Origin of the sequence: Rhodococcus sp. YH3-3, assembly GCF_001653035.1 — a bacterium.
Lineage (GTDB): Bacteria > Actinomycetota > Actinomycetes > Mycobacteriales > Mycobacteriaceae > Rhodococcus_F > Rhodococcus_F qingshengii.
In genome coordinates this window covers 1,029,317-1,054,885 of the sequence record NZ_BCWH01000001.1, presented here as the reverse complement: position 1 = coordinate 1,054,885, position 25,569 = coordinate 1,029,317, and the positions used below count along the sequence as shown (strand labels likewise).

General features: G+C 63.2%; 21 protein-coding genes and 1 riboswitch. Of the genes, 9 read left to right on the top strand and 12 right to left on the bottom strand.

Annotated features, from left to right (window positions below; all coding sequences use genetic code 11):
- The 6 genes from YH3_RS36565 to YH3_RS04930 all read right to left on the bottom strand — a co-directional run.
- Positions 1-506 (bottom strand): TerD family protein (locus YH3_RS36565; protein ID WP_238592583.1); only part of this gene is annotated, 506 nt, incomplete at its 3' end.
- Positions 507-533: 27 nt separating this feature from the next.
- Positions 534-1,391 carry a hypothetical protein gene (locus tag YH3_RS04950; protein WP_007727039.1) on the bottom strand — a complete coding sequence of 286 codons (858 nt, stop codon included), beginning with the start codon at positions 1,389-1,391 and terminating at the stop codon, positions 534-536.
- Positions 1,388-2,497, bottom strand: coding sequence for a cysteine protease StiP family protein (locus tag YH3_RS04945; RefSeq protein WP_064443057.1), 1,110 nt, complete (start codon positions 2,495-2,497; stop codon positions 1,388-1,390). Before YH3_RS04945 ends, YH3_RS04950 begins: the two co-directional genes overlap by 4 nt.
- A complete protein-coding gene (locus tag YH3_RS04940) occupies positions 2,494-3,783 on the bottom strand; it encodes a phosphoribosyltransferase family protein (protein WP_050655990.1) in 1,290 nt (429 codons plus the stop codon). Before YH3_RS04940 ends, YH3_RS04945 begins: the two co-directional genes overlap by 4 nt.
- Complete coding sequence (locus YH3_RS04935; protein ID WP_042950575.1) at positions 3,780-4,937, bottom strand: HpcH/HpaI aldolase/citrate lyase family protein; 1,158 nt, start codon at positions 4,935-4,937, stop codon at positions 3,780-3,782. Before YH3_RS04935 ends, YH3_RS04940 begins: the two co-directional genes overlap by 4 nt.
- Positions 4,938-5,029: 92 nt before the next feature.
- Entirely contained in the window at positions 5,030-6,175 is a 1,146-nt protein-coding gene (locus YH3_RS04930; RefSeq protein ID WP_007727045.1) for a hypothetical protein, read from the bottom strand.
- A 243-nt stretch (positions 6,176-6,418) separates the two neighbouring features.
- Between YH3_RS04930 and YH3_RS04925 the strand changes: the two genes are divergently transcribed.
- From YH3_RS04925 to YH3_RS04905, 5 genes are all read left to right on the top strand, one after another.
- The gene (locus YH3_RS04925; protein ID WP_003941199.1) at positions 6,419-6,994 is read left to right on the top strand and encodes a TerD family protein; all 576 of its coding nucleotides are present in this window, start codon (positions 6,419-6,421) and stop codon (positions 6,992-6,994) included.
- Positions 6,995-7,131: 137 nt separating this feature from the next.
- Positions 7,132-8,253, top strand: a complete 1,122-nt coding sequence (locus YH3_RS04920; protein WP_054187878.1) for a DUF475 domain-containing protein — start codon at positions 7,132-7,134, stop codon at positions 8,251-8,253.
- Between the two features lie 176 nt (positions 8,254-8,429).
- The gene (locus tag YH3_RS04915; protein WP_042922718.1) at positions 8,430-8,906 is read left to right on the top strand and encodes a GNAT family N-acetyltransferase; all 477 of its coding nucleotides are present in this window, start codon (positions 8,430-8,432) and stop codon (positions 8,904-8,906) included.
- Positions 8,907-8,927: 21 nt separating this feature from the next.
- Entirely contained in the window at positions 8,928-9,374 is a 447-nt protein-coding gene (locus tag YH3_RS04910; protein WP_238592520.1) for a GNAT family N-acetyltransferase, read from the top strand.
- 64 nt (positions 9,375-9,438) lie between these two features.
- A complete protein-coding gene (locus tag YH3_RS04905) occupies positions 9,439-10,800 on the top strand; it encodes a lipase family protein (protein WP_064074530.1) in 1,362 nt (453 codons plus the stop codon).
- A gap of 18 nt (positions 10,801-10,818) precedes the next feature.
- Here the strand turns inward: YH3_RS04905 and YH3_RS04900 are convergent, their stop codons facing one another.
- From YH3_RS04900 to YH3_RS04890, 3 genes are all read right to left on the bottom strand, one after another.
- Positions 10,819-11,523, bottom strand: coding sequence for an MgtC/SapB family protein (locus YH3_RS04900; protein WP_003941187.1), 705 nt, complete (start codon positions 11,521-11,523; stop codon positions 10,819-10,821).
- Between the two features lie 9 nt (positions 11,524-11,532).
- Positions 11,533-14,226, bottom strand: coding sequence for a magnesium-translocating P-type ATPase (gene mgtA / locus YH3_RS04895; RefSeq protein WP_064443055.1), 2,694 nt, complete (start codon positions 14,224-14,226; stop codon positions 11,533-11,535).
- 347 nt (positions 14,227-14,573) lie between these two features.
- Positions 14,574-14,747, bottom strand: a riboswitch (M-box (ykoK) riboswitch).
- A gap of 45 nt (positions 14,748-14,792) precedes the next feature.
- A complete protein-coding gene (locus YH3_RS04890) occupies positions 14,793-15,377 on the bottom strand; it encodes a TetR/AcrR family transcriptional regulator (protein ID WP_037129354.1) in 585 nt (194 codons plus the stop codon).
- Positions 15,378-15,503: 126 nt separating this feature from the next.
- Between YH3_RS04890 and YH3_RS04885 the strand changes: the two genes are divergently transcribed.
- The 3 genes from YH3_RS04885 to dszD all read left to right on the top strand — a co-directional run bounded on the left by YH3_RS04885 (position 15,504) and on the right by dszD (position 17,883).
- Complete coding sequence (locus YH3_RS04885) at positions 15,504-16,607, top strand: membrane protein (protein ID WP_003941129.1); 1,104 nt, start codon at positions 15,504-15,506, stop codon at positions 16,605-16,607.
- 15 nt (positions 16,608-16,622) lie between these two features.
- The gene (locus YH3_RS04880) at positions 16,623-17,096 is read left to right on the top strand and encodes a YbaK/EbsC family protein (RefSeq protein ID WP_047269684.1); all 474 of its coding nucleotides are present in this window, start codon (positions 16,623-16,625) and stop codon (positions 17,094-17,096) included.
- Positions 17,097-17,304: 208 nt separating this feature from the next.
- Complete coding sequence (dszD, locus tag YH3_RS04875) at positions 17,305-17,883, top strand: NADH:FMN oxidoreductase DszD (RefSeq protein WP_003941189.1); 579 nt, start codon at positions 17,305-17,307, stop codon at positions 17,881-17,883.
- A gap of 52 nt (positions 17,884-17,935) precedes the next feature.
- Here dszD and YH3_RS04870 read toward each other — a convergent pair whose 3' ends face one another.
- Together YH3_RS04870 and gabT are read right to left on the bottom strand one after the other, a co-directional pair.
- A complete protein-coding gene (locus YH3_RS04870) occupies positions 17,936-19,381 on the bottom strand; it encodes an NAD-dependent succinate-semialdehyde dehydrogenase (protein ID WP_042922728.1) in 1,446 nt (481 codons plus the stop codon).
- Position 19,382: 1 nt separating this feature from the next.
- Positions 19,383-20,747 (bottom strand): 4-aminobutyrate--2-oxoglutarate transaminase, encoded by a 1,365-nt coding sequence (gabT, locus tag YH3_RS04865; RefSeq protein ID WP_007727077.1) that lies wholly within the window; start codon positions 20,745-20,747, stop codon positions 19,383-19,385.
- Positions 20,748-20,875: 128 nt separating this feature from the next.
- On the opposite strand from gabT, the gene YH3_RS04860 reads away from it, so the two are divergent.
- On the top strand, positions 20,876-22,393 hold the full coding sequence (locus tag YH3_RS04860; protein WP_064443054.1) for a PucR family transcriptional regulator: 1,518 nt from the start codon (positions 20,876-20,878) through the stop codon (positions 22,391-22,393).
- On the opposite strand, the gene YH3_RS04855 is transcribed toward YH3_RS04860, so the two are convergent.
- Complete coding sequence (locus YH3_RS04855; protein WP_064443053.1) at positions 22,370-25,561, bottom strand: NAD-glutamate dehydrogenase domain-containing protein; 3,192 nt, start codon at positions 25,559-25,561, stop codon at positions 22,370-22,372. The two genes, YH3_RS04860 and YH3_RS04855, sit on opposite strands and share 24 nt — an antisense overlap.
- Positions 25,562-25,569 lie beyond the last annotated feature (8 nt).

Sequence of the window (25,569 nt, the reverse complement as noted above, 5' to 3'; positions counted from 1 at the left end):
GGAGTGGGCGGCGGCGGCGCGGGCGCATCGTCGACCGACACACCGTGATCGGTGACCAGCGCGGCAAATCCACCCGCGTACCCCTGGCCGACGGCGCGCACCTTCCACGCACCCTGCCGTCGGTACACCTCGAGCGCGATGACGATGGACTCGGTGGTGAGGCCGTCGATCACGTACTCGTACAACACGTTCCCGGCCGCATCGGAGACCCGAGCGGTCGGTGCAGCGCTGCGCCCGAAGTTCGACGAAGCGTCGTCGAGCGTGATGACGGCGGGTACGCCGGCGAGTGAGACTCGGAGTGAGGCAATGCCACCCGGGTTGGGTACCAATTGCACGCCGGGTCCGGTCGGCTGGTTGAAGAAGACGAAGTCGGCGTCGGAACGAACTTTTCCGTTGCTCGTCACGAGGAGTGCAGACAGGTCAGCGGCCGCAGCCAGCTGAACCGAGACAACTACATCCGAGACGTCCAGCGGGCCGTTCTGCCCTTTGGCAAGCGATACAGACAACTAAATCCCCTTCATAGAGAGCGTGTATTACCCGAGCGCGGAAGAGAACCACCGCAAGATCTCCGCGCTCGCTGCGATACCGGACCTTTCTGTCACAGTAACGGTCGGCCGTTGCCAATTCAGTTCTTCCAGCTCACCGTGCCTGGGCCTGATCGCGAAATCGGAGTATTCGAGCATGTCCGCATCCAATGCGCCGTCACCAGCCGAGATCACGACGGCGGACTGATCCAGATCACCCGACTCGACCAGTCTGCGGCGCACCTCTGCCAGCGCTCGTGACTTCGAGACCGCGTCGGGCATCGTGTAGATCTTGCGGCCTTGACGCGAGACGTTCCAGCCCCGCGTCACGCACCACCCATTCCATTCGGTTTCGAAATCACTCGGCATCACGGCCAGATCGACGACCAGGTATGGAAACAGGTCGTCGGCAACACGAATGGAGCTGACCCAACTCGAGTCGATCCGCGATTCCAGTTCCGCCTGAACCTGCGGCAACTCGGCGCCGGACTTACGGGTCGAACGGTCGATCTCGTTTCGCCAGTCGCGATCGGCTTCGCCGTCTACGAGGATGTTTCCGCCGTTGCTCGTGATCGCGTACTTCCACGGTCCGCCGGGAAGATCGATCCGCTGGAACTGCGCAATGGTCCTGGTCGTCGTCGGAATTACCGGAACCCGCGAGCTGAGCGCGGTCAGCAGTTCGATCGATTCGACGCTCATGTGCGAGAGCGGACCGCCGTTGTAGTACTCGACGCACAGCGGGCTCGGTGCCGAATCCAGGTCGGAGCCACTGGGATCGCCGCCGATCGCGGCCTGCGAATAGATCATCGTGCGATCCAGATCCGTGGCGATCAGGACCTGGGACGCAGCGGTGTCCACACGGCTCACGTGATGTCCTTGATCAGGCCGACACACGAGTAGGCGAGATCCGGGACGACCTCGACCGGGACCCCACGGGCCTGTGCCAACAACCGGATGTGTACGTGCTCCGGGGCTTCGAGTTCGCGCACCAGAACCTTCCAGGGAAGCCGGCGCAGCAGCACCCTGGTTGTTTCTCCGACACCGGGTTTGACGAAGTTGACCGTCGAGATCCCGTACTCGGCCTGCACCTTCTCCACCGACTCCCAACCGGCCCAGGTCGGCGTCCGATCGGAATCGAGCACTGCAGCAAGAGAATCCGCTGCGTCGCCGCGAACCGAATCGAACTCGGCCGAGACCACGTCGAGCAACCTGTTGGAAACGTCGACGTCGGCGAGGTCGGCGTAGAACTTGGCGCCGTGGAAATCGCCGGGCCCGATGAGGGTGTCGTTGAGGACAGTTCGTGAGACCAAGCCGGACACCGTCGAATTGAGGCACGCCGACGCGATCAGGAAGTCGTCACGGGTCCCGTACGTTCGCACGCAGTGTCCGGGGTCGGCGAGAACAGCCAGATCGGAGTCGAACTTCGCTCCGCCTGCCTCGTGGTACTCCGTCAACGCTGCGTCGAGTTCGCGGGCGATGGCGCCCTTGCCCGTCCAGCCGTCGACGAAGACGACGTTCTCCGAGTCGTGATGGTGCGCAAGATAATCGAGTGCGACGGAATCGATTCCTTTGCCACGGACGATGGACACCGCATAGTGCGGCAACGTCAACCCGCGGGTCTGCTGGGCCCAGCGCCGCATCAGAATCCCGATCGGTGTTCCGGCCCGGGCGAGTGAGACCAGCGTGATGTCACTCCCCCGCTCGGCCAAGACCAGGTCCATCACGGTCCCGACAGCGCGCGCCAACCGTGGAGCGCTCTCGGCGAGCACCGTCTCGAAAAGATCCCGGTATGCCTGATCGGGTTGGTACTCGATGGGGAGAGACTCGGCATAGTGCGCCTCACCCGACTGAATACGCTTCTCGCGCACGGATACATCCGCTTCGAGATCCACGTGCGAGAGATCCTTGAGCAGCCACTTCACTTCGCCCGGCGCGTACGAACCGAATTCGGGCCCGACCAATGGTTCGTTCATGACGAGCTCCCTGCTCTGGAATCTCGCAGCGCCGACGGATCGGCCCCGCGAACGGTGGCGACCAGGACGTCGGTGCCGGAGTTCCGCAACACCTCGACCACTCCGTCCATCGCCGTCAACCGATCGGTGTCGGCGGGCTCGTCGATGACCAGCAACGCAAGGGCGTCGACCGCCGCATCAGGCCACTGCGCGTTGTAGACGTATCGGGGTTCGTTCTCGCCCAGTTCGGGCGCCGAAAAGGTGAACCCGCGACGCAGCGGGTATCCCGGCACGTCAACGACGTAGGCGGGTGAACGCGTCGTGGTCTGGTAACGAACTGCTCGCCCAGAGCTTTCCAAGCCCGCAGCGATGCGCAGTGGCAGGTACATCAACTCCTCGTGACCGATCACGATCACAGCACGCGACGCGTCGATCGACGATCCGAGAATGGACACCGCTGCCTCGACGGCTGACTCGAATGCCGCGGTGTCGCCATCGAGAAAGCCGTGCCTGCCACCGTCGGGGACATGTGCCGGCCACGGCAGATCGATCCGTGCCAGCGTGCCACGGCGGTCACCGATCGGATTGAGATCCGGAGCATCCAGCGCCGTGACGCGCTCGGTCAGGCCGTCGGGCAGGACCGTCGAACCCGAAGCGAGAGAGACGTAGTCGATTCGTACATTCAACTCTGCCGCCGCGGCTTCGCCGGCGACTCGGTGTTCCTCGGTTCTCATGTCCACCAGCGAGGCCACGACGTAGCGGCTTCGCGGGCATTGCCCGTGCAGCGCCCGGATGGCATCGATCGCGGTGGCGCCGGTGGAGATCTCGTCGTCGACGAGGACCAGAGGCAGGTCGTTCTCGAACAGTTCGGCGGACGTCGGCTGCATCAGATGGCTCGTGGCGTGCGAGTGCCCCTCCTCGAATCCGGCGAGCGTCGTAGCCCCTGGTACGTCTCGGCGCGTGGAGTGCAGGTAGCAGTGAGCGTGCAGGCGAGCTGCGACGCAGTGGCCCAAACCTGTTGCGGTTTCGGCAAACCCGAGAACGACGACGTCGACACCCTCACCGAGGGTTGTCCGCACCAGATCGCCGAGGTCGTCGGCAGCGCCGATGACCACGGACGGCTCGGTGGGCACGTGCTTTCCCAGCACGGTGGACACCAGCAGATGAGCGCGACGCGGATTCCGCCGAAGTCCCGGGATCACCAGATCGGGCACCGAATGCCCGAGTGACGAATCACCGTGAACGAGGTCCAAGCCGAATTCTGCTGTAGCCCAGGGAACGTCCTTGGACTGGACAAGCTCTGTCATCGATCGACCAACGCCGTCAGCAACTCGACGAACGTGATTCCCTTGTTGGTCACACCGAACACGTGAGCTCGGAGCGCAGTCTGATGGGCCCAATTGCGGTGCGGCTTCATCTCGTTCATCTTGTTCCGGTAGCCGGACGCCTGAACTCCCCCGGCGTCGGCACCGAGAATGTCGAGGGCATCGTGATATTCCTCGTGCGTGACAGCGGACAGTGCATTGACCGCTGCGACGTGCGACGGGTGGATGACCGTCTTGCCCTGGATTCCGTTGGCTCGGTCCAGCGCGATCTCACGGAGCAGACCGTCGAGGTCGCGGCTGACGAGATGCTGACGGAACCGGACGGCGTCGTGTTCCTCGAACGGGGTGGCGCGCAGCATCGGCCGGAACATGCGTTCGTGATCGGCGAAGTACTCCCACACGGGCCCGGTGATGACAAAACCCGAACCGTCCGCGCGCCCGAGATAGTTGACGATGTCGGCGATGACGTCGACCACCACGCGCACGTCGTAGATGGTCAGATCGCGGTCGCGGCGGATACCGAAGGTGCTGCACATGTCGGTGGCGCCGATGCGGACGGCAAGGATTCGATCGCGGTGTTGCGCGAGAATCCCACTGATGGTGCGCAATTCGAGATCGCGAGTATCGCGGTGCACAAGCGCGGGTGATTCGAGTACCGGCATCGCGTAGAGATGCTTGCCCAGCAACTCGGATGCGTCCGCGACGGCGTCGAGGAACACAGGGCCGGACTCGCTGCCGAACTTCGGGATGACGAACCCGGTGAGCGCGGCGCGCCCCTCGGTCAACGACGCGGCGACCTTGTGGATGTCCGCGACTTCACGAACCCGCACGAACAGCAGCATGCCGACGGCGTCGGTGGACGCGATCTTGTCGAGAGCGTCAACCGCGTTCGCTCGCGCTGACTCCACCTCGTGATCCGCGACGGCGTCCTCGAGATCGAGCACCATCGAGCTGACGCCCTCGGACGCACGCTTGACCACGATGTCGGCCAACCCGGCTCGGGTGGCAGGAACGTAGAGAGTTGCACCCAGAGCAATCGCGAGCAGATCCCTCTCGTCGGAATCCGCGAACGATCGAGGCGCATGCAGGAACAGTTGCTCCCGCACGTCATCCTCGAGATGTTGAAAGTGCTGCATTTCTCTTCTCTCTGTAACCGCAATCAAGTCCATGAAACGACCCCCTGTGACAACGCGTCGGGCAACTCCGATCCCCCGATCGGCCCGACCATTCAGTTTTTGCCGGCTCGCGCCCGCATCTTCTCGACAACTTCGGTGATGAACGTCGATACCGAGTCCAGCTGTAATACATACGACCAGTAGTCCGGATGAGTTCCCGACAGTGACGCACTCGCTCGCTCGATCCTTGCTAGTTGAGCATCGAGTACGGAGCCCCACTCCGCCACCAACCCTTGGTTAACAGCGAACATCTGGGCGTCTTTCAGCCGGAAACGAACCTCACGTTCCTTTTGGCTCGGATCTGCCCGGACTGCACGCAGAGTAGCGAGACGGTCCGTCACGGCGTCGGCACACGCTTCGGCGTCGGCGAGGTGCACGCGGGCTTCGGCCATCAAAGCCAGTGCATGTTCGGGGTTTCCCGCAGCCAGCGACTGCTTCGCTTCCTTGAGATCGATGTCGGCCTGATCGATATGCGCTCGGCTGCGACTGCTGTTGTCGACGAGGTCAGCAGAACTCGCGGCGTTGAACTCGCGCAGCAATGCGGAGTACGCCGGATCCAGGCGGTCCACTCGAGTGCGCACTGCCGACAACCTGGTCGAGACCGAGGAAATCGTCATCTCGGCACGGTGCTGGGTCGACGGGGCTTCTGCCAATGCTTCCTCGAGCGCCGATACCGCTTCGCGGACACTCTCGGCCCGCGTGCGGACTGCGTCGGCGCGACCGGATGAGCGCGCATTGTCGAGCGCTGCAACCGCGTCGTCGAGGTGTTCGGAGGCCGTCACCACCGACGGGTACTCGCGATACCGCTGATCGGTGGCAGCCAGTTTTTCCCGGACGGCGTTCGCCAGGGTTCGGGCCTGTTGGCCGAGGACGGGAATGGCGGACATCGTGACCGTCGCCTGCTCGAGGTGCGCACGATGCCCGTTGTAGAAGGCGTCGACGCCCTTTGCCGCCTCGACGAGTTCGGCTACCGACTTTTCGAACGCCGCCCGAGCACCGTTCGGGTTCTGGTGGAGTACCTGATCGTTGCCATAGCGCTCGGATGTGTCGAGGTAGTCCGACGCAGCCTGGAAGCACCGATCCCGAACGGGTTCCCACGCAGCGCGCAGCCCTCGCTCGGGGTACAGCTCGGCGGAAGCGTCGACTGCTGCCGACGCGATGGTCTGCCGCTTGTCCATGTCGAGGAACGCCGAAACCATGGCCGTCTGCGCCTCCCGCGCACGACTGACCGACTCCCCCACTCTTGCCCCCCGATTGAAGCGCTCCGACCATCTTCCCACCACGATTGAATCCTACGGGTCCAGCACTTCGCTTCTCGGTTCGTAATTCTGCTGTTACGGCGAACACACCGGAACTGCGGTTAGGGTGGTGGAGGTAAACACACTCCCAAGACGACTTCGCGTCGTAGTGGGCCTTGTCTCTCCTCTTGAAAGGACCCCTGAATGGGCGTCAGCTTGACCAAAGGCGGCAATGTCTCTCTCACGAAGGAGGCCCCGAACCTGACTGCAGTGGTCGTCGGCCTGGGCTGGGACGCACGTTCCACCACCGGAGCTGCTTTCGACCTCGACGCCAGCGCAATCGGCGCAGGCTCGAACAAGAAGGTCCTCTCCGACCAGCACTTCATCTTCTTCAACAACCTCCGTTCGCCCGACGGCTCGATCGAGCACAAGGGTGACAACACGGACGGCGAAGGCGAAGGCGACGACGAGCAGATCGACGTGAACCTCGCAGCGGTTCCTGCCGAGGTCGAGAGCGTTGTCTTCCCCGTTTCGATCTACGACGCAGAAGCTCGCTCGCAGTCCTTCGGCCAGGTCCGCAACGCGTACATCCGCGTCGTCGACAAGTCGAACGGCAACGAGCTCGCTCGTTACGACCTCTCCGAGGACGCTTCCACCGAGACCGCCATGGTCTTCGGTGAGCTGTACCGCAACGGTGCAGAGTGGAAGTTCCGCGCAATCGGCCAGGGCTACGCGTCCGGCCTCGCGGGCATCGCGCGCGATTACGGCGTCAACGTCTGATCTTCGCTCTCGACGAGCTGACTCGGGGAAGGTTCCGCAGTAGTCTGTGGAACCCTCCCCGTTTTCACGTTCGGATGCGGTGAGAGACCGCTTGCAGTAACCACTCTGCATTGACCAACTAGAAAGGGCCACGCTCCGTGGTACTGCGAATATTCGGTTTATCCATCGCAATTTCGATCCTCGCGATGATCGTTGCGTTCATCTACGGCGGACCCGAGGCACTGTTCCTCGTCATCATCCTGTCGATTCTGGAAATCTCGCTTTCCTTCGACAACGCCGTCATCAACGCCACTGTTCTGCAAAGAATGAGTGAATTCTGGCAGAAGATCTTCCTCACCATCGGCGTCATCATCGCCGTCTTCGGTATGCGTCTGGTGTTCCCGCTCGTGATCGTCTGGGCTGCATCCGGTCTCGGACCCGTAGCTGCACTCGACCTCGCACTGAACCCGCCTGCGGACGACGCCGCGTACTTCGCCAACGGCGAGCCGAGCTACGAAACCATCCTCACCGACGCTCACCCGCAGATCGCTGCCTTCGGTGGCATGTTCCTGCTGATGCTCTTCCTCGGATTCATCTTCGAAGAGCGTGAGATCACCTGGCTGTCCTGGCTGGAGAAGCCGCTCGCTCGCATCGGCAAGCTCGATCAGCTCTCCGTCGTCGTGGCCGGCATCGTCCTGGTTCTCAGTGGTTCTTTCCTCGCTGCTGACGACAAGGTCTCCACCGTCATGATCTCGGGCGTTCTGGGCATGATCACCTACATCGCGGTCAACGGATTGGGTGAACTGTTCAATCTGCCGGAAGAAGGCGAAGAGGAAGAAACCACCAAGTCCGGCGGCCCCACGCAGCTCGCGAAAGCGACCGGTAAGGCCGGCTTCTTCCTGTTCCTCTACCTCGAGGTCCTCGACGCGTCCTTCTCCTTCGACGGCGTCATCGGCGCATTCGCCATCACAGCAGACCCGATCATCATCGCCCTCGGCCTCGGCTTCGTCGGCGCGATGTTCGTCCGTTCCATCACGGTCTTCCTGGTCCGCAAGGGCACGCTCTCCGATTACGTCTACCTCGAGCACGGTGCGCACTGGGCCATCGGCGCTCTGGCCGTCATCTTGATGGTGTCCATCGGCGTTCACATCAACGAGATCATCACCGGCCTGGTCGGTGTCTTCTTGATCGGCGCTGCTTTCATCAGCAGCCTCATTCGCAACAAGCGAATCGCGAACGCAGATCCGAAGTTGGACGAGAACACTCCGGCAACTGTCTGACGTTCTTTTTCACGAAACGCCCGCGACCAATTGGTCGCGGGCGTTTTGTTTGTTATGCCTGAATTGAAACGCTCTGCATTCACAACCGCGCGCCAATTGTTCAGCCGCGCGCCAAATTCAGCCTGCGGGTGAACAATTGCCCTGCGGGTGCGAAGAACCTATTCGTAAGGGAAACCATGAACGAGATAGTCATAGAGCGCGCAACGGACGAGGACGCCGCGGAAATCCTTGTTCTACAACGCTGTTGCTGGGTTTCGGAAGCAATCTCCAACAACAGCATGGACATACCCCCGCTCCACGAGGACCTACCCACGGTCCGAGCCTGGGTTCAGGAGTCGACTGTCTGGACCGCACGACGCGGCGGCCGGCTCGTCGGGGCCGTGCGAGGAACCGCGGACGGAACCGCATGGCAGATAGGGCGCCTCATGGTGGCACCGGACTTGGCGGGCAACGGCCTCGGCCGACGCCTCTTGCAGCACGTGGAACAAAACGCTCCGGAGCACATCACCCGTTTCGAGCTGTTCACCGGAAGCAGGAGCCTGCGGAACATTCGCCTGTACACCCGAGCGGGCTACTCCCAATTGCCGCCGGACCCAAGCCACATCCCCGGAGTCGTCTACCTGTCCAAGCCGAACGCCATCAACTCCGACTGAACGGCGATACTGACTTCTGTGATGAACATTCGCGTCGCAGCGCAGACAGACTTGCCGTTCTTACGTGAGCACGACTCACACATCGCAGCCGAGGAACTCGCGTCAGTGATCCAACGCGGCCGGATACTCGTCGCCGAGGACAACGGTAATCCAATCGGCTGGCTGCGCTGGGGCTTGTTCTGGGACGAGATTCCGTTCATGAACATGCTGACCGTCCTGTCTTCGAACCGCGGCCAAGGCATCGGGCGCGCTTTGGTCACAGATTGGGAAAAACGCATGAGCCGCGCGGGACACTCGCAGGTCCTCACCTCCACACTCGCCGACGAATCAGCCCAGAACTTCTATCGCGCAATGGGATACACCGACGCGGGAGTTCTTTTACTCCCAGGCGAGTCCTCCGAAATCTTCCTACGTCGAGACCTCGATACGACGACCGATCTGACCGATCCCCACATTACCCACGAGTAATATATGGTGGTCGTCACACCACGATCTCAGGGTGGGGCGTGGCACACCAATGTGGAGGACGAGTATGTCGTCAAGGGTCTTATCTCGCGCAGTTGTCGGAGTACTCGCGCTTGCACTGACAGGCGTCGGCGCACCGGTAGCGCTCGCGCAGCCAGTCCTTGCCAAGTCCCCCGATGACGGTTTCTACAGCTACGACGGCGCGGCACCCCTCTCGTCGTACGCCCCGGGTGCGGTACTCGAGACTCGCACCGTGCCGTACACCGTGCTCAACATCCCGACCCCGATACAGGCAGTCCAGGTTCTCTACCGATCAACCGACGCCCTGGGACAGCCGTCCGCCAACGTCACCTCGATCCTGCGCCCGGCCAACGCCCAACCGAACAAAGTTGTTTCGTACCAGTCCTTTTACGATTCGCTGAACCCCGACGACAGCCCGTCGCGAGCCATCGCGGGTAACACCCCGATCGGCGACTGGACTCCCAGCGGACGCAACTTCAACATCGGCGGTACCTTCACGTCCATCGAGGCAGCCTTGTTCGGGCCGCTCTTCGCATTGGGCTACACGATCGTCGTCCCGGACACCGAGGGCCCGGATGCAAACTTCGCTGCCGGACCCGAATACGGGATGATGACGCTCGACGCTCTGCGTGCCGCCCGCGATGTCCCGGAAACCGGAATCACCGACGACGCAGAGATCGCGCTGATGGGTTACTCAGGCGGAGCGATCGCCACCAACTGGGCTTCGATCCTCGCTCCCGCGTATGCACCGGAGATCAACGACAACTTGATCGGTGCCGCGCAGGGCGGCGTGCTGGTCAATCCGGCCAACAACCTTCGCTACGCGAGCGGAAGCATCGGGTGGGGTGGCGTTGTCGGCATGGCAGTCGTCGGCGTTGCGCGTTCGTACGACATCGATTTCGGGAAGTATCTCAGCGACCGTGGACGCGACGTCATGGCTCGACTCGAAGACGCGTCCATCGGCAATGTGCTGGCACAGTATCCCGGACTGACCTGGCAGGATCTGGTCAAACCCGAGTACGCCGATCCCAATACGGTTCCCGAGTACGTCGATGTCGTGAACAAGATCAACATGGGCACCGCGGCGACACCGACCATTCCGATGTTCATCGCGCAGGCGGCCAACGGCACCATCGAGGGCACCCAACCCGGCGGCCCCGGTGTCGGAGCGGGAGACGGCGTGATGATCACGGGCGACGTCCGCACCCTCGCACGCAAGTACTGCGACGCCGGCCTGGCGATTCAGTACGACCAGTACGACACCATCAGCCACTTCCTCGGCGCCATGCTCTGGCTCCCCGGTGCGCTCGCCTGGGTCGACGACCGCTTGAACGGCAAGCCTGCACCGTCCAACTGCGCGAACATTGCACCGGGGAACTCACTTGCGCCGCAAGAACATGCGCGCTGACTGACAGCGAGCCTGAATCTACTTCGACGGTTCCACCTCCCACCGAACGTGAGTCACCAACGGTTCAAGGCTAAGTCGGCTGACGGCGGATTCCAGGAGTCCGTCGTCTCGCTCCGCGGCAGCCAGTTCGGCCACCACCCGCACGCGGTCGCTGTCCGGGATGTCGAAGGACTGCACTGACCGGAGCTGAAACTCGGGCCTCGAAATGGACTGCACGGTAAGACCTCTGATGTGAGCTTCGGCGTCGCCGTGACAGGTCACCTCGAAGGTGTAGTCCGCGGGTGGTTCTTCGCGTCCGGTTCGGGCAGGCTGGTGATCCATCATCCGGCCCAACGGCCTCAACAGCGTGTTCGCCAACATGATTGCGCCGGCACCGAACACCGCGACCCAGTACATTCCGCCGCCGGCCAGTGCGCCGACGGCGGCAGTGGCCCACAGAGTGGCGGCAGTGTTCAGGCCGGTGACCGACGCACCCTGCTTCATGATCACTCCAGCACCGAGGAAACCGATCCCCGAGACGATCTGCGCTGCGACGCGCGTCGGATCGGCGTCCGGGCCCTGAAACCCGTACGCGCCCATGATGACGAAGAGCGTCGCACCCAAGCTCACCAACGCGTTGGTTCGCAGACCCGCCATCCTTGCGCGCCATTGCCTTTCGATCCCGACGGCAGCGCCGAGGACGAGCCCGAGCGCTATCCGCACAAGGATGACGTGGATTTCCACGGTGAACTCCTAGAGCCAGGTCGCGAATCGACGAATGAACATTCCCTTGGCCACCTGCGTGACGACGCAGTATGCCCCGAGGGTGAGGACCAGCCACGGGAAGTAGTTCCACGGCAGTGAAACCAACCCGAGGGAATGACCCCAGGACGTGAACGGGAACACCAGCGCGAAGACGCAGGCAGCGCCCGTGCTGAGCAGTACCGGCAGCGATGCACGCGACTGGATGAACGGGATCTTGCGGGTGCGGATCATGTGAACGATCAGCGTCTGCGAGATCAATGACTCGATGAACCAACCCGATTGGAACAGCGCTGCATGCTCGGGAGAGTTGGCGGCGAACACGAACCACATCAGCGCGAACGTCGAGATATCGAAGATCGAACTGATCGGGCCGATGAACACCATGAACCGGCGAAGGCTCTTGGTCTCCCACTTGCGGGGCTTCGCGAGGAAGTCGTCGTCGACACGGTCCCACGGGATCGTGAGCATCGAGAGATCGTAGATCAGGTTCTGCAACAACAGAACTACGGGAATCATGGGGATGAACGGCAGCAGGGCACTGGCGACGAGCACCGAGAAGACGTTCCCGAAGTTCGACGACGCAGTCATCTTGATGTACTTCTGGATGTTTCCGAAGGTACGACGCCCTTCGATGACTCCTTGTTCGAGTACACCGAGGTCCTTCTCCAGCAAGATGATGTCCGCGGATTCGCGGGCGATGTCCGCCGCTGTGTCAACGGAGATGCCGACGTCCGCAGCCCGCAGTGCGGGTGCGTCGTTGACACCGTCACCGAGGAAACCAACCGTGTGGCCGACCCGGCGCAGCGATTCGACAATGCGTGCCTTCTGCATCGGATCCGTCTTCGCGAATACGGTTGTCCGCTGCACCAACTCGTCGAGGGCGTCGTCGCTCAACGCTTCGATCTCGGCGCCGGAGACCACGGTCCCCACGTCGATACCGACTTTGCCGCAGACGGTTTCGGCGACCAGTTCGTTGTCACCCGTCACTACCTTGACCGCGACTCCGTGGCTCGCGAGGGCTTCGATCGCCCCGGCCGCAGATTCCTTCGGCGGGTCGAGGAAGGCCAGCAGACCGACCAGGGTCATGCCCTCTTCGTCGGCCGTCGAGTACTCGCGGCGCTGCTCTTCGACGACTGTCTTGGTTGCCACCGCAAGCACTCGCTTGCCTTGACCGTTCAGCTCCGCGACCAGACGGTCGACTCGGGCCAGCCATCCCGGTGTCAATTGGTGGGTCACCCCGTCCAGTTCCACCGATTCACAGACCGAAAGGAGCTCTTCCACTGCACCTTTGGTTACGATCAGATCGGCGTCTCCGTGGTCGACCACCACGGAGAGTCGACGGCGCTTGAAGTCGAAGGGAATCTCGTCCACCAACCCGTGCCGACGCGAGATCTCCTCGACCACTTCGGGACCGGCGGCCTCGATCACCGCGTCGTCGAGAAGACTGCGCAATCCGGTCTGATTCACGGAATTGACCGCCGCTAGCCGCAATACGTCCTCGGACTTACGTCCGGCAGTATCGAGATGCTCACCGAGAACGATGCGGTCCTCGGTGAGAGTTCCGGTCTTGTCCGTGCACAGAACGTCCATGGCACCGAAGTTCTGAATCGCGTTGATCTGCTTGACGATCACCTTCTTGCGCGACATGTGGAGCGCACCCTTGGCCAGGTTCGCCGTCACGATGAGCGGCAACATTTCCGGAGTCAACCCCACGGCGGTGGCGACGCCGAAGAGTAGTGCTTGGCTCCAGTCCTTGGTCAGCCCGTTGATGATGAACACCGCGGGAACCATGATCAGCATGAACTTGATCAGCAGATAGCTGACGCTGCGCACCCCGATGTCGAAGCTGGTTTCGGGCCGCTTGGACGCCAATTGTGCTGTCATGGCACCGAAGTAGGTCCGCTTGCCGGTGTGTACCGCGACGGCGGTGCCACTGCCCGACACGACGGAAGTACCCATGAACCCGATGTTCTCGGCTTCGAGCAGCCGATCGACGTCGATCCCCGACGACGGGTCCGCCGACTTCTCGGCCGGCATCGATTCACCGCTGAGCATGGACTGATTGACCTGTAGATCCTTGGCCCGGATGATGCGGACATCGGCCGGGATCATGTCGCCGGCGGCAAGCTGGACTACATCCCCCGGCAGTAACTGCTCGATCGGAATCTCAGCCGTGACCACGGTGTTGTTGATCTTGCGGGTGGCCGCGACGGTCGTCGTAACCATCGCCTTGAGCGCCTCGGCGGCGCGGCTCGAACGGTATTCCTGCCAGAACCTCAGTGAGACACTGACAAAGATCATCAACCCGAGAGTGATGATGCCCTCGTAGGAAGGACCGTCCTCGGGGTCCGCCCAGACCACGTCGGTCCCGACCATGATCAGGGCGAGGAATACCAGGATCAGGATGAACGGGTTCTTGAAGGCTCCCGCGAACTGCACGATTGCCGGCGCCGGGCGGTCGTGGCGGACATCGTTGCGCCCGTATTGCCGACGAAGATCGTCGATCTGATCGTCACGAAGGCCGTTGGCCGTCGTGGTCAGATCCGCGAGAACGGTGCGCGTGTCCGAGGCCGAGAAGTCGACCAATTCCTGTGCGCTTTCCTTTGCCAGGACTGTTGAATGTGTTTGTTGTGCAATGTTTCTCGTGGGCCGTGGCCGCAATGCGAGAACGGAAAATGACATGACGAATCTCCTCGGCTGCCTGAACACGCCGGACCATGCCAGTGCATGAGGGCAGCAGAATGCGCTGAGCGACAATGGAAGTCGTCAGCGGTCGCGGCAACGCCGCGCAGATGAAGCCGAGGATGCAAAGAGTCAGTGACTGAAGAGCAAAAGACCGGGGTGAGCATCGTCGGCAAGAACAGAAGGATGGGTCGAATATCGACTCGGCGGGTCGTCCACGATGGTCACCTCCTGAAAGTTCGGGGCGTCCGATGACGCCACACAAGTACATGCGCACAGCACACGCCAGGAGAACCGAATATCGACGTACTCTCGCCTTCGCCGGAAGAAACCGGCATCAAGCTGCGAAAACACCTCCACGTCCGAGTTTTGGCACTGCACGACGTGTCCCGATCAAGAACGGGAAGCCACTTTGGATCACCCCTTAAGCCGGGGAGATCTGTCCTAACCTTGGGCGTCTCTCGACGTCGTGAGATCAGTGGCCTGTGTTCGTGCAGAAGCCTCACCTAACGAGGTACTGCACCCAGAGGGTAGTTCTCAAATCTGTTGCCTGTCAACCGAGCAACTCAGACGGCGGACAATCCTGCCCGTGCGACGGCGCCGGCGAAGAGTGCCGTCACGGCGGCACCCATGACACTCTGATCAACCTCTTCCGGATCCACGGAGTGTTCGAGAACGAGCCCGGATATCAACGCCATCAACGAGATTGCGGTTGTCCGCACGTCAAAGGAATCGTCCACTCCCCATTCACGGGCACGTTCGCCGATCAACTCCACGAGTTGGCTGCGCAAGTGGCGACGCTCACGTAAGTACGCCTGAGCGATCTGCGGATCACGCCCGGCGAGCACTCCGAATTCGAGGACGAGAAGCGACCACCCCGGGTCGTCGACCATCCACGTGGCAATGGCCTCGCCACCTTTGCCCGCCGCGTCGGACGGGTTCATCCCGGCGATCTCGGCAAGCACCCGGCCGGCCAGTTCGAGAGACCGTTGCGCGAACAGTTCGGCGAACAGATCTTGTTTCGACTCGAAGTTGGAGTAGACAGCCCCCTTGGTGAAGCCCGCTCGGCGAGCAACTTCAGTGAGACGTGCGGCACTGAATCCGCGCTCCGCAAACTCTTCCGCCGCAGCGTCGAGCAGTCTTTGCCGCACCACGTCACGTCCGGGGCGGGTTACCGGCGTCCAGTCAGGTTGACGAGATTCAGTCACGATACCTAGAGTATTCAATACCTCGGGTATTGACAAGCTCTTTACTTTCGACAAGATCAGGACTCTTTCGTGACCACTACGCATCCGGCACACGCCGCACCAGACAACAGCTCCACCCACGACGAACACCACCACGACAATCTGCTGGTGAAATACGGCGCACCCAAGGTGATGGCCGCGCTGTTCGTCGGCGTGCTCCTGCTGCAGATGGGCTTCATCCTCAGCTACGTCGCCGCCTTCCATCAGCCGACTCCGCGAGACATCGAAATCGCGGTCATCGCCGATCAGGGCACACCCGACGGCATGGATCAGCAGATCGCCGACAAACTCAACGCCATCGACGGCAGCCCGCTCGACGCTCAGGTGGTCGACAGCACGGCGACCGCTCGCCGCATGATCAACGACCGAGAGATCCAGGGCGCGTTTGTCATCAACCCGGCCGGGCCGGACACCCTGATCACCGCGAGCGCAGGCGGCAGCTCCATCGCGACGTCACTCGAAGCGGTGTTCACGAAGGTCGAGGCGACACAGGACCGACAGTTCGTCGTCCGCGACGAGATCCCCGTCGGAGCCCACGACAACCGCGGTCTCTCGGGCTTCTACCTCTCGGTCGGCTGGGTCGTCGGCGGCTATCTCCTCGCGGCAGCCATCGGACTGTTCATCGGTGCGCCGAAGACTCTCCGCCAGGCAAGCGCACACACGGGCGTGATCGCGATCTACTCGATCATCTCGGGAGCTCTCGGCGCCCTCATTACCTCACACGTACTCGGAACTTTCGCGGGCCACTGGTTCCCGCTGTGGATCCTGGGAACAGCCGTGGTGTTCGGCACCGCCATGTTCACACTCGGATTGCGCGCTGCCATCGGCGTTCTGGCAGTCCCGCTGGCTATCGCCGTCTTCGTGATTCTCGGCAATCCCAGTGCGGGAGGCGCATTCGGCTCCAACGTGATTCCCTCGTTCTATGCCGCCATCGGCCGATGGATCACACCTGGCGCCGGCACCGAAGGCGTGCGGAGCATCGTCTACTTCAACAACGTCGGCGTCGGCCAGCCTGCTCTGACGCTTTTCCTGTACGCACTGATCGGTGCGGTCATGCTGTTCGGCTTTACGATCCGTCGCAACCGAAAGTCCACCGACACGACGCCGACTCCAGCTGTGGCGAACGCCGACTAGTCCTAGTCTGAACTCATGACGAGCCTCCTCCACCCCAACGCCTCGCACGTCGCCGAAACACTGATCTCGCGGGGTCACCACGGCGTCATCGTCACGCAGCCCGACGCCACGCACACCGCGGCCGAGGCAGCGGCGGCCGTCGGGGTGGAGGTAGGCGCGATCACCAAGTCACTGGTGTTCCTTCTCGACGACGATCCGGTCCTGCTGCTGGTCTCCGGCGCGCATCAGGTGAATCTGAAGGCCACCGGCGAACGCCTCGAAGGCAAGCTCACGCGGGCGCCGCTGGAGATGGCGAAGTCCGCGACGGGCCAGCCGATCGGTGGGGTCGCTCCGCTCGGGCATCCCACCAACCTGCCGACGTACGTCGATACCGCCCTCGAGCAGTACCCCGAGTTGTGGGCAGCCGCCGGGCACCCCAACACGGTCTTTCGCACGACGTACTCCGAACTCCTCCGAATCACCGCCGGCCTCGCCGTCGACATGGACTGAAGCACTTCAGCCAACCCGGTCCGAAACCACTCAGACGTGCGTCCACCTATAGTTGGACGCACCATGTGCACTGCAACCAGGACCCCGGCCGGCAACCACTGGCGTCGACGGCACGTAGATCTGTGCCGCACCGACGCATGTCTGTGTATGCCGAGCGCAGTCACCTCGACCACACCGCACACCTCGAGTTCCAGCCGGAGAGTTCCCGTTGTCTGACAAGCCGAATGCCGTTTCCAGCCACACCACCCCCGACGTCCCCGAAGTAGCGGCGACGCCCGAGTTGTCCACCGGCATCTGCGCCGGTGACTACCGCGCTGCGCTTCGCCGCCACCCCGCCGGTGTCACCGTCGTGACCCTCGATTCGGGTACCGGCCCGGTGGGTTTCACCGCCACTTCGTTCTCGTCCGTCTCCCTCGAGCCGCCGCTCGTCTCGTTCAACATCGCGGAGACGTCGTCGAGCATCAATGCGCTCAAGGCAGCCGAGTCCTTGGTGATCCACCTTCTAGGCGAACATCAGCAGCATCTGGCCCAGCGCTTTGCGCGTAGTGCCGATCAGCGTTTTGCAGACGAGTCACTGTGGGCAGTGCTCGACACCGGGGAGCCGGTGCTGCACGGCACCCCCAGCTGGATGCGCGTCAAGGTCGACCAGTTGATCCCTGTCGGCGACCACACGCTGGTCATCGGACTCGTCACGCGGGTTCACGCCGAAGAAGACGACGAATCCGCTGCCGCACCGCTGCTCTACCACGAGGGCAAGTACTACCGCCCGACTCCGTTGGGTCAATAGACAACTGTGCGCCTTTATTAACCGCCCGCGGTTAATAAAGGCGCACAGCAAGTTAGAGCGCTACGTACTTGGTATCGAGATACTCGTCGATACCCTCGGTTCCGCCTTCACGGCCGAAGCCCGATTCCTTGACGCCACCGAACGGCGCGGCAGCATCGGAGATCGCGCCGCGATTGACGCCCACCATGCCGGTGTCCAGCTTGGCCGAGACGCGCATCGCACGGTCGATGTCGCGAGTGTAGAAGTACGCCACGAGACCGTACTCGGTGTTGTTCGCAGCCGCGATCGCTTCGTCTTCGGTGTCGAAACCGACCACTGCCGCAACGGGTCCGAAGATCTCTTCCTTCAGCAGGCGCGCGTCGGCGGGCACCTGGTCGAGGACCGTCGGGGTGAAGAAGAACCCGGGGCCTTCGGGTGCCGATCCACCGGTGCGAACGCGAGCACCCTTGGACACGGCGTCGTCGACGAGTCCGGTGACGGTTGCGAGCTGCTTGGTGTTGATCAGCGGTCCGATGTTGGTGCCCTCGGCGTCACCGGCGCCCACCTTCAAGGCCGCAACCTTGGCGGTGAACTTGTCGGTGAACTCTTCGCGCACCGAGTTGGCGACGTAGATGCGGTTGGCCGCGGTGCAGGCCTCGCCGCCGTTACGCATCTTCGCGAGCATTGCGCCGTCGACAGCTGCGTCGATGTCCGCGTCGTCGAAGACGATGAACGGTGCATTGCCACCGAGTTCCATCGACGTGCGGAGCAGCTTGTCAGCAGCATTGCGCACCAACAACTTTCCGACGCCAGTGGAGCCGGTGAAGGTGACCTTGCGCAGACGCGCATCTTCCATCAGCGGTCCACTGATGGAGGCCGCGTCGGACGTCGGGAGGATCGAGAGCACACCGTCGGGCAGACCGGCATCGGCGAACACCTGACCGAGGAGCTGCATGGTCAGCGGCGTGTCCTCGGCGGGCTTGACGATGATGGTGCAACCGGCAGCCAGCGCCGGTCCGATCTTGCGTGTGCCCATGGCGAGCGGGAAGTTCCACGGGGTGATCGCGAGGACCGGTCCGACGGCTTCCTTGGTGACCAGGATGCGACCGTTGCCGGCCGGAGCCTGCGTGAAACGTCCGCCGATGCGTACTGCTTCCTCGCTGAACCAGCGCAGGAATTCGCCGCCGTAGTTGACCTCACCGCGGCTCTCTGCCAACGACTTACCCATTTCCAGGGTCATCATCAGCGCGAAGTCCTCGGCGCGGGCGTGCAGCAATTCGAAGGCGGTGCGCAGAATCTCGCCGCGTACACGTGCCGGAGTGGCCGCCCAGTCTTCCTGCGCCGCAGCGGCGAGGTCGAGCGCACGGATACCGTCGGCAGCGGTGGCGTCGGCTACCTGGGCGAGTTCCTCACCCGTTGCCGGGTTGTAGACCGCAAAGGTCTTCTCGGCCGGGACGAGCTTGCCGCCGAGCCAGAGACCCTTGGGTACCGAGTCGAGAAGATCCGAGACGTTGGACATGTCAGTTCCCCTGTGCTGCAGTGCGGATGGCGGTCTCGAGGACGGTCAACGCGTCGTCGAGCAGCTCTTCGGAGATGACCAGCGGCGGGAGCAGACGGATGACGTTGCCGTAGGTACCGCAGGTGAGGATCACGACGCCGGCAGCGAGGCATTCGGCGGCGATCTTCTTGGTGATGTCGGCGTCCGGCTCCTGCCCACCGGGCTTGACCAGCTCGATGGCGAGCATGGCGCCGCGACCGCGAACGTCGCCGATGACGTCGAGTTCCTTTGCCAGTGCGTTCATTCGGCCGACGACGGTCGACTCGATGGTGCGTGCGCGGCCACAGAGGTCGAGCTCACGCATCTGGTCGATGGACGCCAATGCAGCGGCGCAGGCGACGGGGTTACCGCCGTAGGTGCCACCGAGGCCGCCGGGGTGGACAGCGTCGATGAGCTCGGCGCGGCCCGTGACAGCGGCGAGCGGCATGCCGCCTGCGATGCCCTTGGCGAGCGTGACCAGGTCGGGCACGATGCCCTCGTGATCGCTGGCGAACCAGGCGCCGGTACGAGCGAAGCCTGCCTGAACCTCGTCGGCGATGAAGACGACGCCGTTCTCCTTGGCCCACGCGACGAGCGTCGGGAGGAATCCTTCTGCGGGAACGATGAATCCACCCTCACCCTGAATGGGCTCGATGAGGATGGCGGCCGTGTTGGCAGCGCCGACCTGCTTCTCGATCATCGTGATGGCGCGCTGTGCGGCCTGCTCACCGGTGATCTTGGAGCCGTCGACATTGAGGCCCTCGCGGTACGGGTAGGACATCGGGACGCGGTAGACCTCGGGGGCGAACGGACCGAAGCCGCTCTTGTACGGCATGGACTTCGAGGTCAGTGCCATCGTGAGGTTGGTGCGGCCGTGGTACGCGTGGTCGAAGACGACGACTGCGTCGCGACCGGTTGCGTGACGGGCGATCTTGACTGCGTTCTCGACAGCTTCTGCGCCGGAGTTGAACAGCACGGAACGCTTCTCGTGGTCACCGGGGGTGAGTTCGGCGAGACGCTCGGCGACCTCGACGTAGCCCTCGTACGGAGCGACCATGAAACAGGTGTGGGTGAAGTGCGCGACCTGATCCTGAACTGCGGACACGACGGCCGGGTTGGAGGCGCCGACGCTGGTCACCGCGATACCGGCACCGAGGTCGATCAGCGAGTTGCCGTCGACGTCGACGATGACTCCGCCGTCTGCGTCGGCGACGTAGACCGGGAGGGTGGATGCGACGCCGGCGCCGACGACCTTCTTACGGCGTTCGGCGAGCGCAGCCGAGCGCGGGCCCGGGAACTCCGTGACGATGCGACGCTCCTGCGGAAGCCGGTATTCGATTGCACTCATGTGACCACCCTCTCGGTTGTGTATTGCATTCGAGTATGCGACGCGCGAAGCATCGCAAGCACTGCCGAAATGGATACCCGGAGCTCCAGGGCTACTCCATATCGGCAACGACAGCTAGCCTTGATCAGGTGACGGTTCCGATCTCGTGGCTCTTGCGCCAGAAACACCTCTCGTTGGCTCTGCTCACCGACCGAGCAGCTGCCACCCACCCCGTCACGTTTGCGCAGGCCACAGAGCTGACGGACCCCACCCCGTGGCTTTCCGGCGGCGAATTGGTGCTCACCACCGGGCTGGCACTGGTGGGCGCGGACGCCACCGACTACAGCGAGTACATCGACCGTCTGGCCGCCGCAGAAGTATCGGCTCTGGGTTTCGGGACCGGCCTTTCCCACGAGAGTGTGCCCACAGACCTGATTGCCGCCGCCCGCAGCCGCGGACTCCCCCTGCTGGAAGTGCCGTTCACGACCCCGTTCGCGGCAGTCACGCGCGCGGTGATGACCCGTCTGAGCCAGCAGGAGTACGAATCGGTACTCCGCGCGGCAGAAGTACAGACGCGCATCACCCGCGTTGCACTGCGCGGTGGCGTGTCTGCCATCGTGCGCGAACTGGCCACGGCCACAAAAACTTCGGTGGCGTTTGTCGGAGATCGGATCACCGCGGTGCATCCGGCAAACCAGAAGTCGTTGATCACCGAGGTTCGCGCGGTCGCGGCGACCACCCGCGATCCCAACGCTCCGGCGTCGATCTCGCAGAGCACACCCGAACGGACGCTGACACTGTCCCCCGTCGGCGTCACCGACAGTTGGCACGGCTACCTCGCCATGGCGGGCGCCGGGCCCCTGAGCAATATCGACAGAGTGTTGCTCGGGCATGCGGTCTCGCTGCTCACTCTCGAACTCGAGAAACCGGTTCGACTACGGGCCGAGCGAACTCGACTCAACGCCACGGCTTTCGGGCTCTTACTCGACGGCCGAATCCCCGAAGACAGTGTGCCGTCGTATTTGGACGAGGCAAGCGACACGCACGGCAACATTCGTGTCGTCCACGTTCGCGGATCCGGACTCGGCCCAGTTCTTCGCGAACTCGACAACGCTCTCGCGCGAGCAGGCCGGCCGTTGTTCGCGCAATCCGAGGACGGTTCGCTGACCGTCCTCCTCCGCGGAACCGACACAATCGACACCGCCAAAACACTACTGGCGCAGCTCTCCCCCACCGAAGCGAAAGCCGTGCGTGCCGGAATCAGCACCCCTCACCGTCTTCTCGACGCACCCCGCGCACTCGTCCAGGCCCGCGCCGCGGCCAACCTCACGACGGCTACGGCGCGTATTCTCGAGTTCGACGCTCTGAGTGGTTCGACGATTCTGGCATCCGAGTCTGCCCGTGAGGCATTGATCGCCATGGCTGCGGACACCATCCCGGTGCTGACGGAACACGACCAGGCACACGGAACCGCACTGGCCGCGTCTTTGCGCGCCTATCTCGAGGCAAACGGCCAATGGGAGTCGGCTGCAGCCGAACTCGGTGTTCATCGGCACACCCTCCGAGGTCGCATCGCACGCATCGAGGAACTGCTGCAATGCGACCTCGGGCAGGCCAGGGTCAGAGCCGAACTGCTGCTATCGCTACTCGCCTGGGAGGGCCGCTGAACCCTCCGCGGCGTGTACCGAAGCGAAACTGGACGCACCGCGAACGAGTAGTTCGAGTTCGGCGTCGACCGTGCAGAGACGGGCGGTGTCCAGCGCTCCACTGCGGCTCACACTCGACATCAAAGCCGTGAACCGGCGCACCGCTTGCGGATTGGCGGCGGTCCACAGCTCGACGACCTCCGGAATACCTTCTCCGAGCGCTCCGGACACGAGGTCTGCGAAACGCGCCGTCAACCTGGCGTGGACGGCAGCGCTGCCCATGACCTCCCAATGCGAGGCACCGACGGCGACGTCGACGCCGCCGAGAACATCGCCCAGGTCGAGAGCGTCGGAGAGTTCCCGATAGATCGCGGCTGCGGCCGCGGCCGTCGTATTTTCCTGCAGTGCAATGTCTGCCAGGGCGAGCGCTCCGAAAGACGCCTCGATGCGCTCGCTTGCCGACAAACCGTCGGTGAGTTCCCGCACCGGGGCTGCCCACCGATCGATGTCGGCGCGCGGGTTCACGGTGAACCGGCCGGCAGCACCCGGGCGGCGCAACACCCAGCTCATTTCGGATTCCAACAGCTGCTGCAAGCGATCGAGAGCCTTCAGCTGTTCGGTGGCACTGAGATCGGAGTTCAGGATTTCACGTCGAAGGTCCTCCGTTCCAAGCACTTCGCTGACTACGGCGTAGGCCAGAGCCGCTTCCGGACTGCGAACTCCGAGGTGTTCCTCGAGCCGGAACAACACGCCGGGGCCGACGCGGTTGACCAGTTCGTCGACCACCGAGGTGATGATGATGTCGCGGCCCAACCGATGTGCGCGGACTGCGTCCGGTGCGGCCTCGACGACGGAGAGCGGGAAGTACTGCGGGAGACGATCGGCGAAGATCTGATTGTCCGGGACCGTCGATGCGCCCAGTTCCGCAGTCAGTACGTTCTTCGACTGCGCCACCAGCACAGCAAGTTCCGGCCGCAGGAGACCCTGCCCGGCACGCGCCCTGACCGCCAGCGCCTTGGCGTCGGGCAGAGATTCTTCCAGTCGCTTCATGGCGCCCGCCGAGACGAGGTTCTCGATCAACCGCTCGTGCTGATCGAGCAGGGCCGGTGCGCGGTGCTCGGCCAGGCTGATCGCGAGGGTCTGATCTTCACTGGCTTCGAGCACCGATGCGGCCACCTCGTCCTGGGCCGCCGCGAGTAGTTCATTGCGCGAGGTCGAGTCCAACGCTGCGAGTGCGATCTTGATGTTGACCTCACGGTCCGAGGTAGCCACGCCGGCCGCGTTGTCGATGAAGTCGGCGTTGATTCGGCCACCGCCAGCGGCATATTCGATGCGGGCACGCTGGGTGAAGCCGAGGTTGCCGCCCTCACCGACCACCGTCGCACGCAACTCGTCAGCGCTGACGCGAACTGCGTCGTTGGACGGATCGGCCGCGTCGACGTTGCTTTCGGTCGACGCTTTCACGTAGGTACCGACGCCGCCGTTCCACAACAGGTCCACCGGAGCACACAGGATCGCTCGGATCAGTTCCTGCGGGGTCAGCTTCTCCTCGATGATTCCGAGGGCCGCACGCGCCTCGAGCGGAAGGCGGATCGACTTCGCGCTCCGCGGCCAGACGCCACCACCAGGCGACATCACGGTGCGATCGAAGTCGTCCCAGGACGAGCGCGGCACGGTGAAGAGGCGAGCGCGTTCGGCAAACGTCGTCTCGGTGTCGGGGTTCGGGTCGATGAAGATGTGGCGGTGATCGAATGCCGCGACCAGACGGATCTTGTGCGAGAGCAACATTCCGTTGCCGAACACGTCGCCGGACATGTCCCCGATACCCGCGACGGTGAACGGATCGGTGTCGACATCGAGGTCGCGCTCGGCGAAGTGCCGTCGAACCGCTACCCAGGCGCCGCGAGCGGTGATGCCCATCGCCTTGTGGTCGTAGCCGGCCGAACCGCCGGAAGCAAAAGCGTCGCCGAGCCAGAAACCACGCTCGACGGCGATGCCGTTCGCGACGTCGGAGAACCGCGCTGTCCCCTTGTCTGCTGCCACGACGAGATAGGAGTCTTCACCGTCGTACTCGATTACTTCTGCCGGGTGTACCGCAGCGCCGTCGACGATGTTGTCCACCACGTCCAGCAAGCCGCGAATGAAGGTGCTGTACGACTCCTGCACCTGCGCCGGAGTCGGTGACGACGTGCCCCGAACCACGAACGCGCCCTTGGCACCCGAAGGAACGATCGGGGAATTCTTCACGCTCTGGGTCTTCATGAGGCTCAGGGCCTCGGTGCGGTAGTCCTCGTATCGATCCGACCAACGCAGGCCGCCACGGGCGACGGAGGAACTACGCAAATGAACGCCTTCGACATTGGGAGCGCTGACGTAGATCTCGCGGAAGGGAACGGTCTTCTGCGGGGTGGAGAGCAACTGCGAGTCGATCTTGAACGACGCGTACGGCAGCGGGTCGCCGGACTCACCACGCAGGTACCAGTTGGTGCGCAGAGTCGCCTGCAGGAACGAACGAACGCCGCGCAAGACGCGATCCTCGTCGAGAGTGTCTGCACCGTCGACTGATTCGTCGATGGCCGCCGCCGCGGTGGCCACAGCTGTCTCACGCACACCCGCCACGGCGGGGTCGAAACGCGCGGTGAAAAGTTCGATCGCCTGCCGTACGAAGAGTGGCTTCGCTGCCAACACTCCGACGATGTAGCTCTCGGACAAACCGATACGAGCCTGAGCGAGGAAACGGCACGCAGCGCGCAGCAACTCTGCATCGCGCCAGGTGATGTCTGCTCGTCCGATCAGACTGGAGAACGCATCCATCCGGGTCTGTCCGGCGATGACGGCTTCGAAGGCGTCCGCCATCTTCTCCAGCGCACTGCCGTCGAAGGTGCTCGGCTCGAAGGTGAAGTAATGCGCCGAACCCAGAACGGTCGGAAGCGGGCGGTGCGTCGAAACTCGGAGTCCGAGAGACTCGAAGTTCTCGCACAGATCGGAGAGGGAGGGCTCTCCGGACGGCCACAGCACCACGCAGGTCAGATCGTCACTGTTCAGGTTGTCACCCTGACGGAAGACGAGTCGCTGGCCCGCTGCTGCCAATTCGGCGACCAGTTCGAGCGCCGGGTCACCGGATCGATCACCGCCTGCCGGTCTCGATTCTGCAGCTGCGGTCTTGGTCGCCGATGATGTGCTCGCCATTGAACACC

What these genes read in the sequence shown, in the direction of transcription:
- YH3_RS04945 (WP_064443057.1), bottom strand. Translation starts at nt 2,497, where the DNA reads ATGAACGAACCATTGGTCGGGCCCGAATTCGGTTCGTACGCGCCGGGC.
- YH3_RS04940 (WP_050655990.1), bottom strand. Translation starts at nt 3,783, where the DNA reads ATGACAGAGCTTGTCCAGTCCAAGGACGTTCCCTGGGCTACAGCAGAA.
- YH3_RS04935 (WP_042950575.1), bottom strand. Translation starts at nt 4,937, where the DNA reads ATGCAGCACTTTCAACATCTCGAGGATGACGTGCGGGAGCAACTGTTC.
- YH3_RS04930 (WP_007727045.1), bottom strand. Translation starts at nt 6,175, where the DNA reads ATGGTTTCGGCGTTCCTCGACATGGACAAGCGGCAGACCATCGCGTCG.
- YH3_RS04925 (WP_003941199.1), top strand. Translation starts at nt 6,419, where the DNA reads ATGGGCGTCAGCTTGACCAAAGGCGGCAATGTCTCTCTCACGAAGGAG.
- YH3_RS04915 (WP_042922718.1), top strand. Translation starts at nt 8,430, where the DNA reads ATGAACGAGATAGTCATAGAGCGCGCAACGGACGAGGACGCCGCGGAA.
- YH3_RS04910 (WP_238592520.1), top strand. Translation starts at nt 8,928, where the DNA reads ATGAACATTCGCGTCGCAGCGCAGACAGACTTGCCGTTCTTACGTGAG.
- YH3_RS04905 (WP_064074530.1), top strand. Translation starts at nt 9,439, where the DNA reads ATGTCGTCAAGGGTCTTATCTCGCGCAGTTGTCGGAGTACTCGCGCTT.
- mgtA (WP_064443055.1), bottom strand. Translation starts at nt 14,226, where the DNA reads ATGTCATTTTCCGTTCTCGCATTGCGGCCACGGCCCACGAGAAACATT.
- YH3_RS04880 (WP_047269684.1), top strand. Translation starts at nt 16,623, where the DNA reads ATGACGAGCCTCCTCCACCCCAACGCCTCGCACGTCGCCGAAACACTG.
- YH3_RS04870 (WP_042922728.1), bottom strand. Translation starts at nt 19,381, where the DNA reads ATGTCCAACGTCTCGGATCTTCTCGACTCGGTACCCAAGGGTCTCTGG.
- gabT (WP_007727077.1), bottom strand. Translation starts at nt 20,747, where the DNA reads ATGAGTGCAATCGAATACCGGCTTCCGCAGGAGCGTCGCATCGTCACG.
- YH3_RS04855 (WP_064443053.1), bottom strand. Translation starts at nt 25,561, where the DNA reads ATGGCGAGCACATCATCGGCGACCAAGACCGCAGCTGCAGAATCGAGA.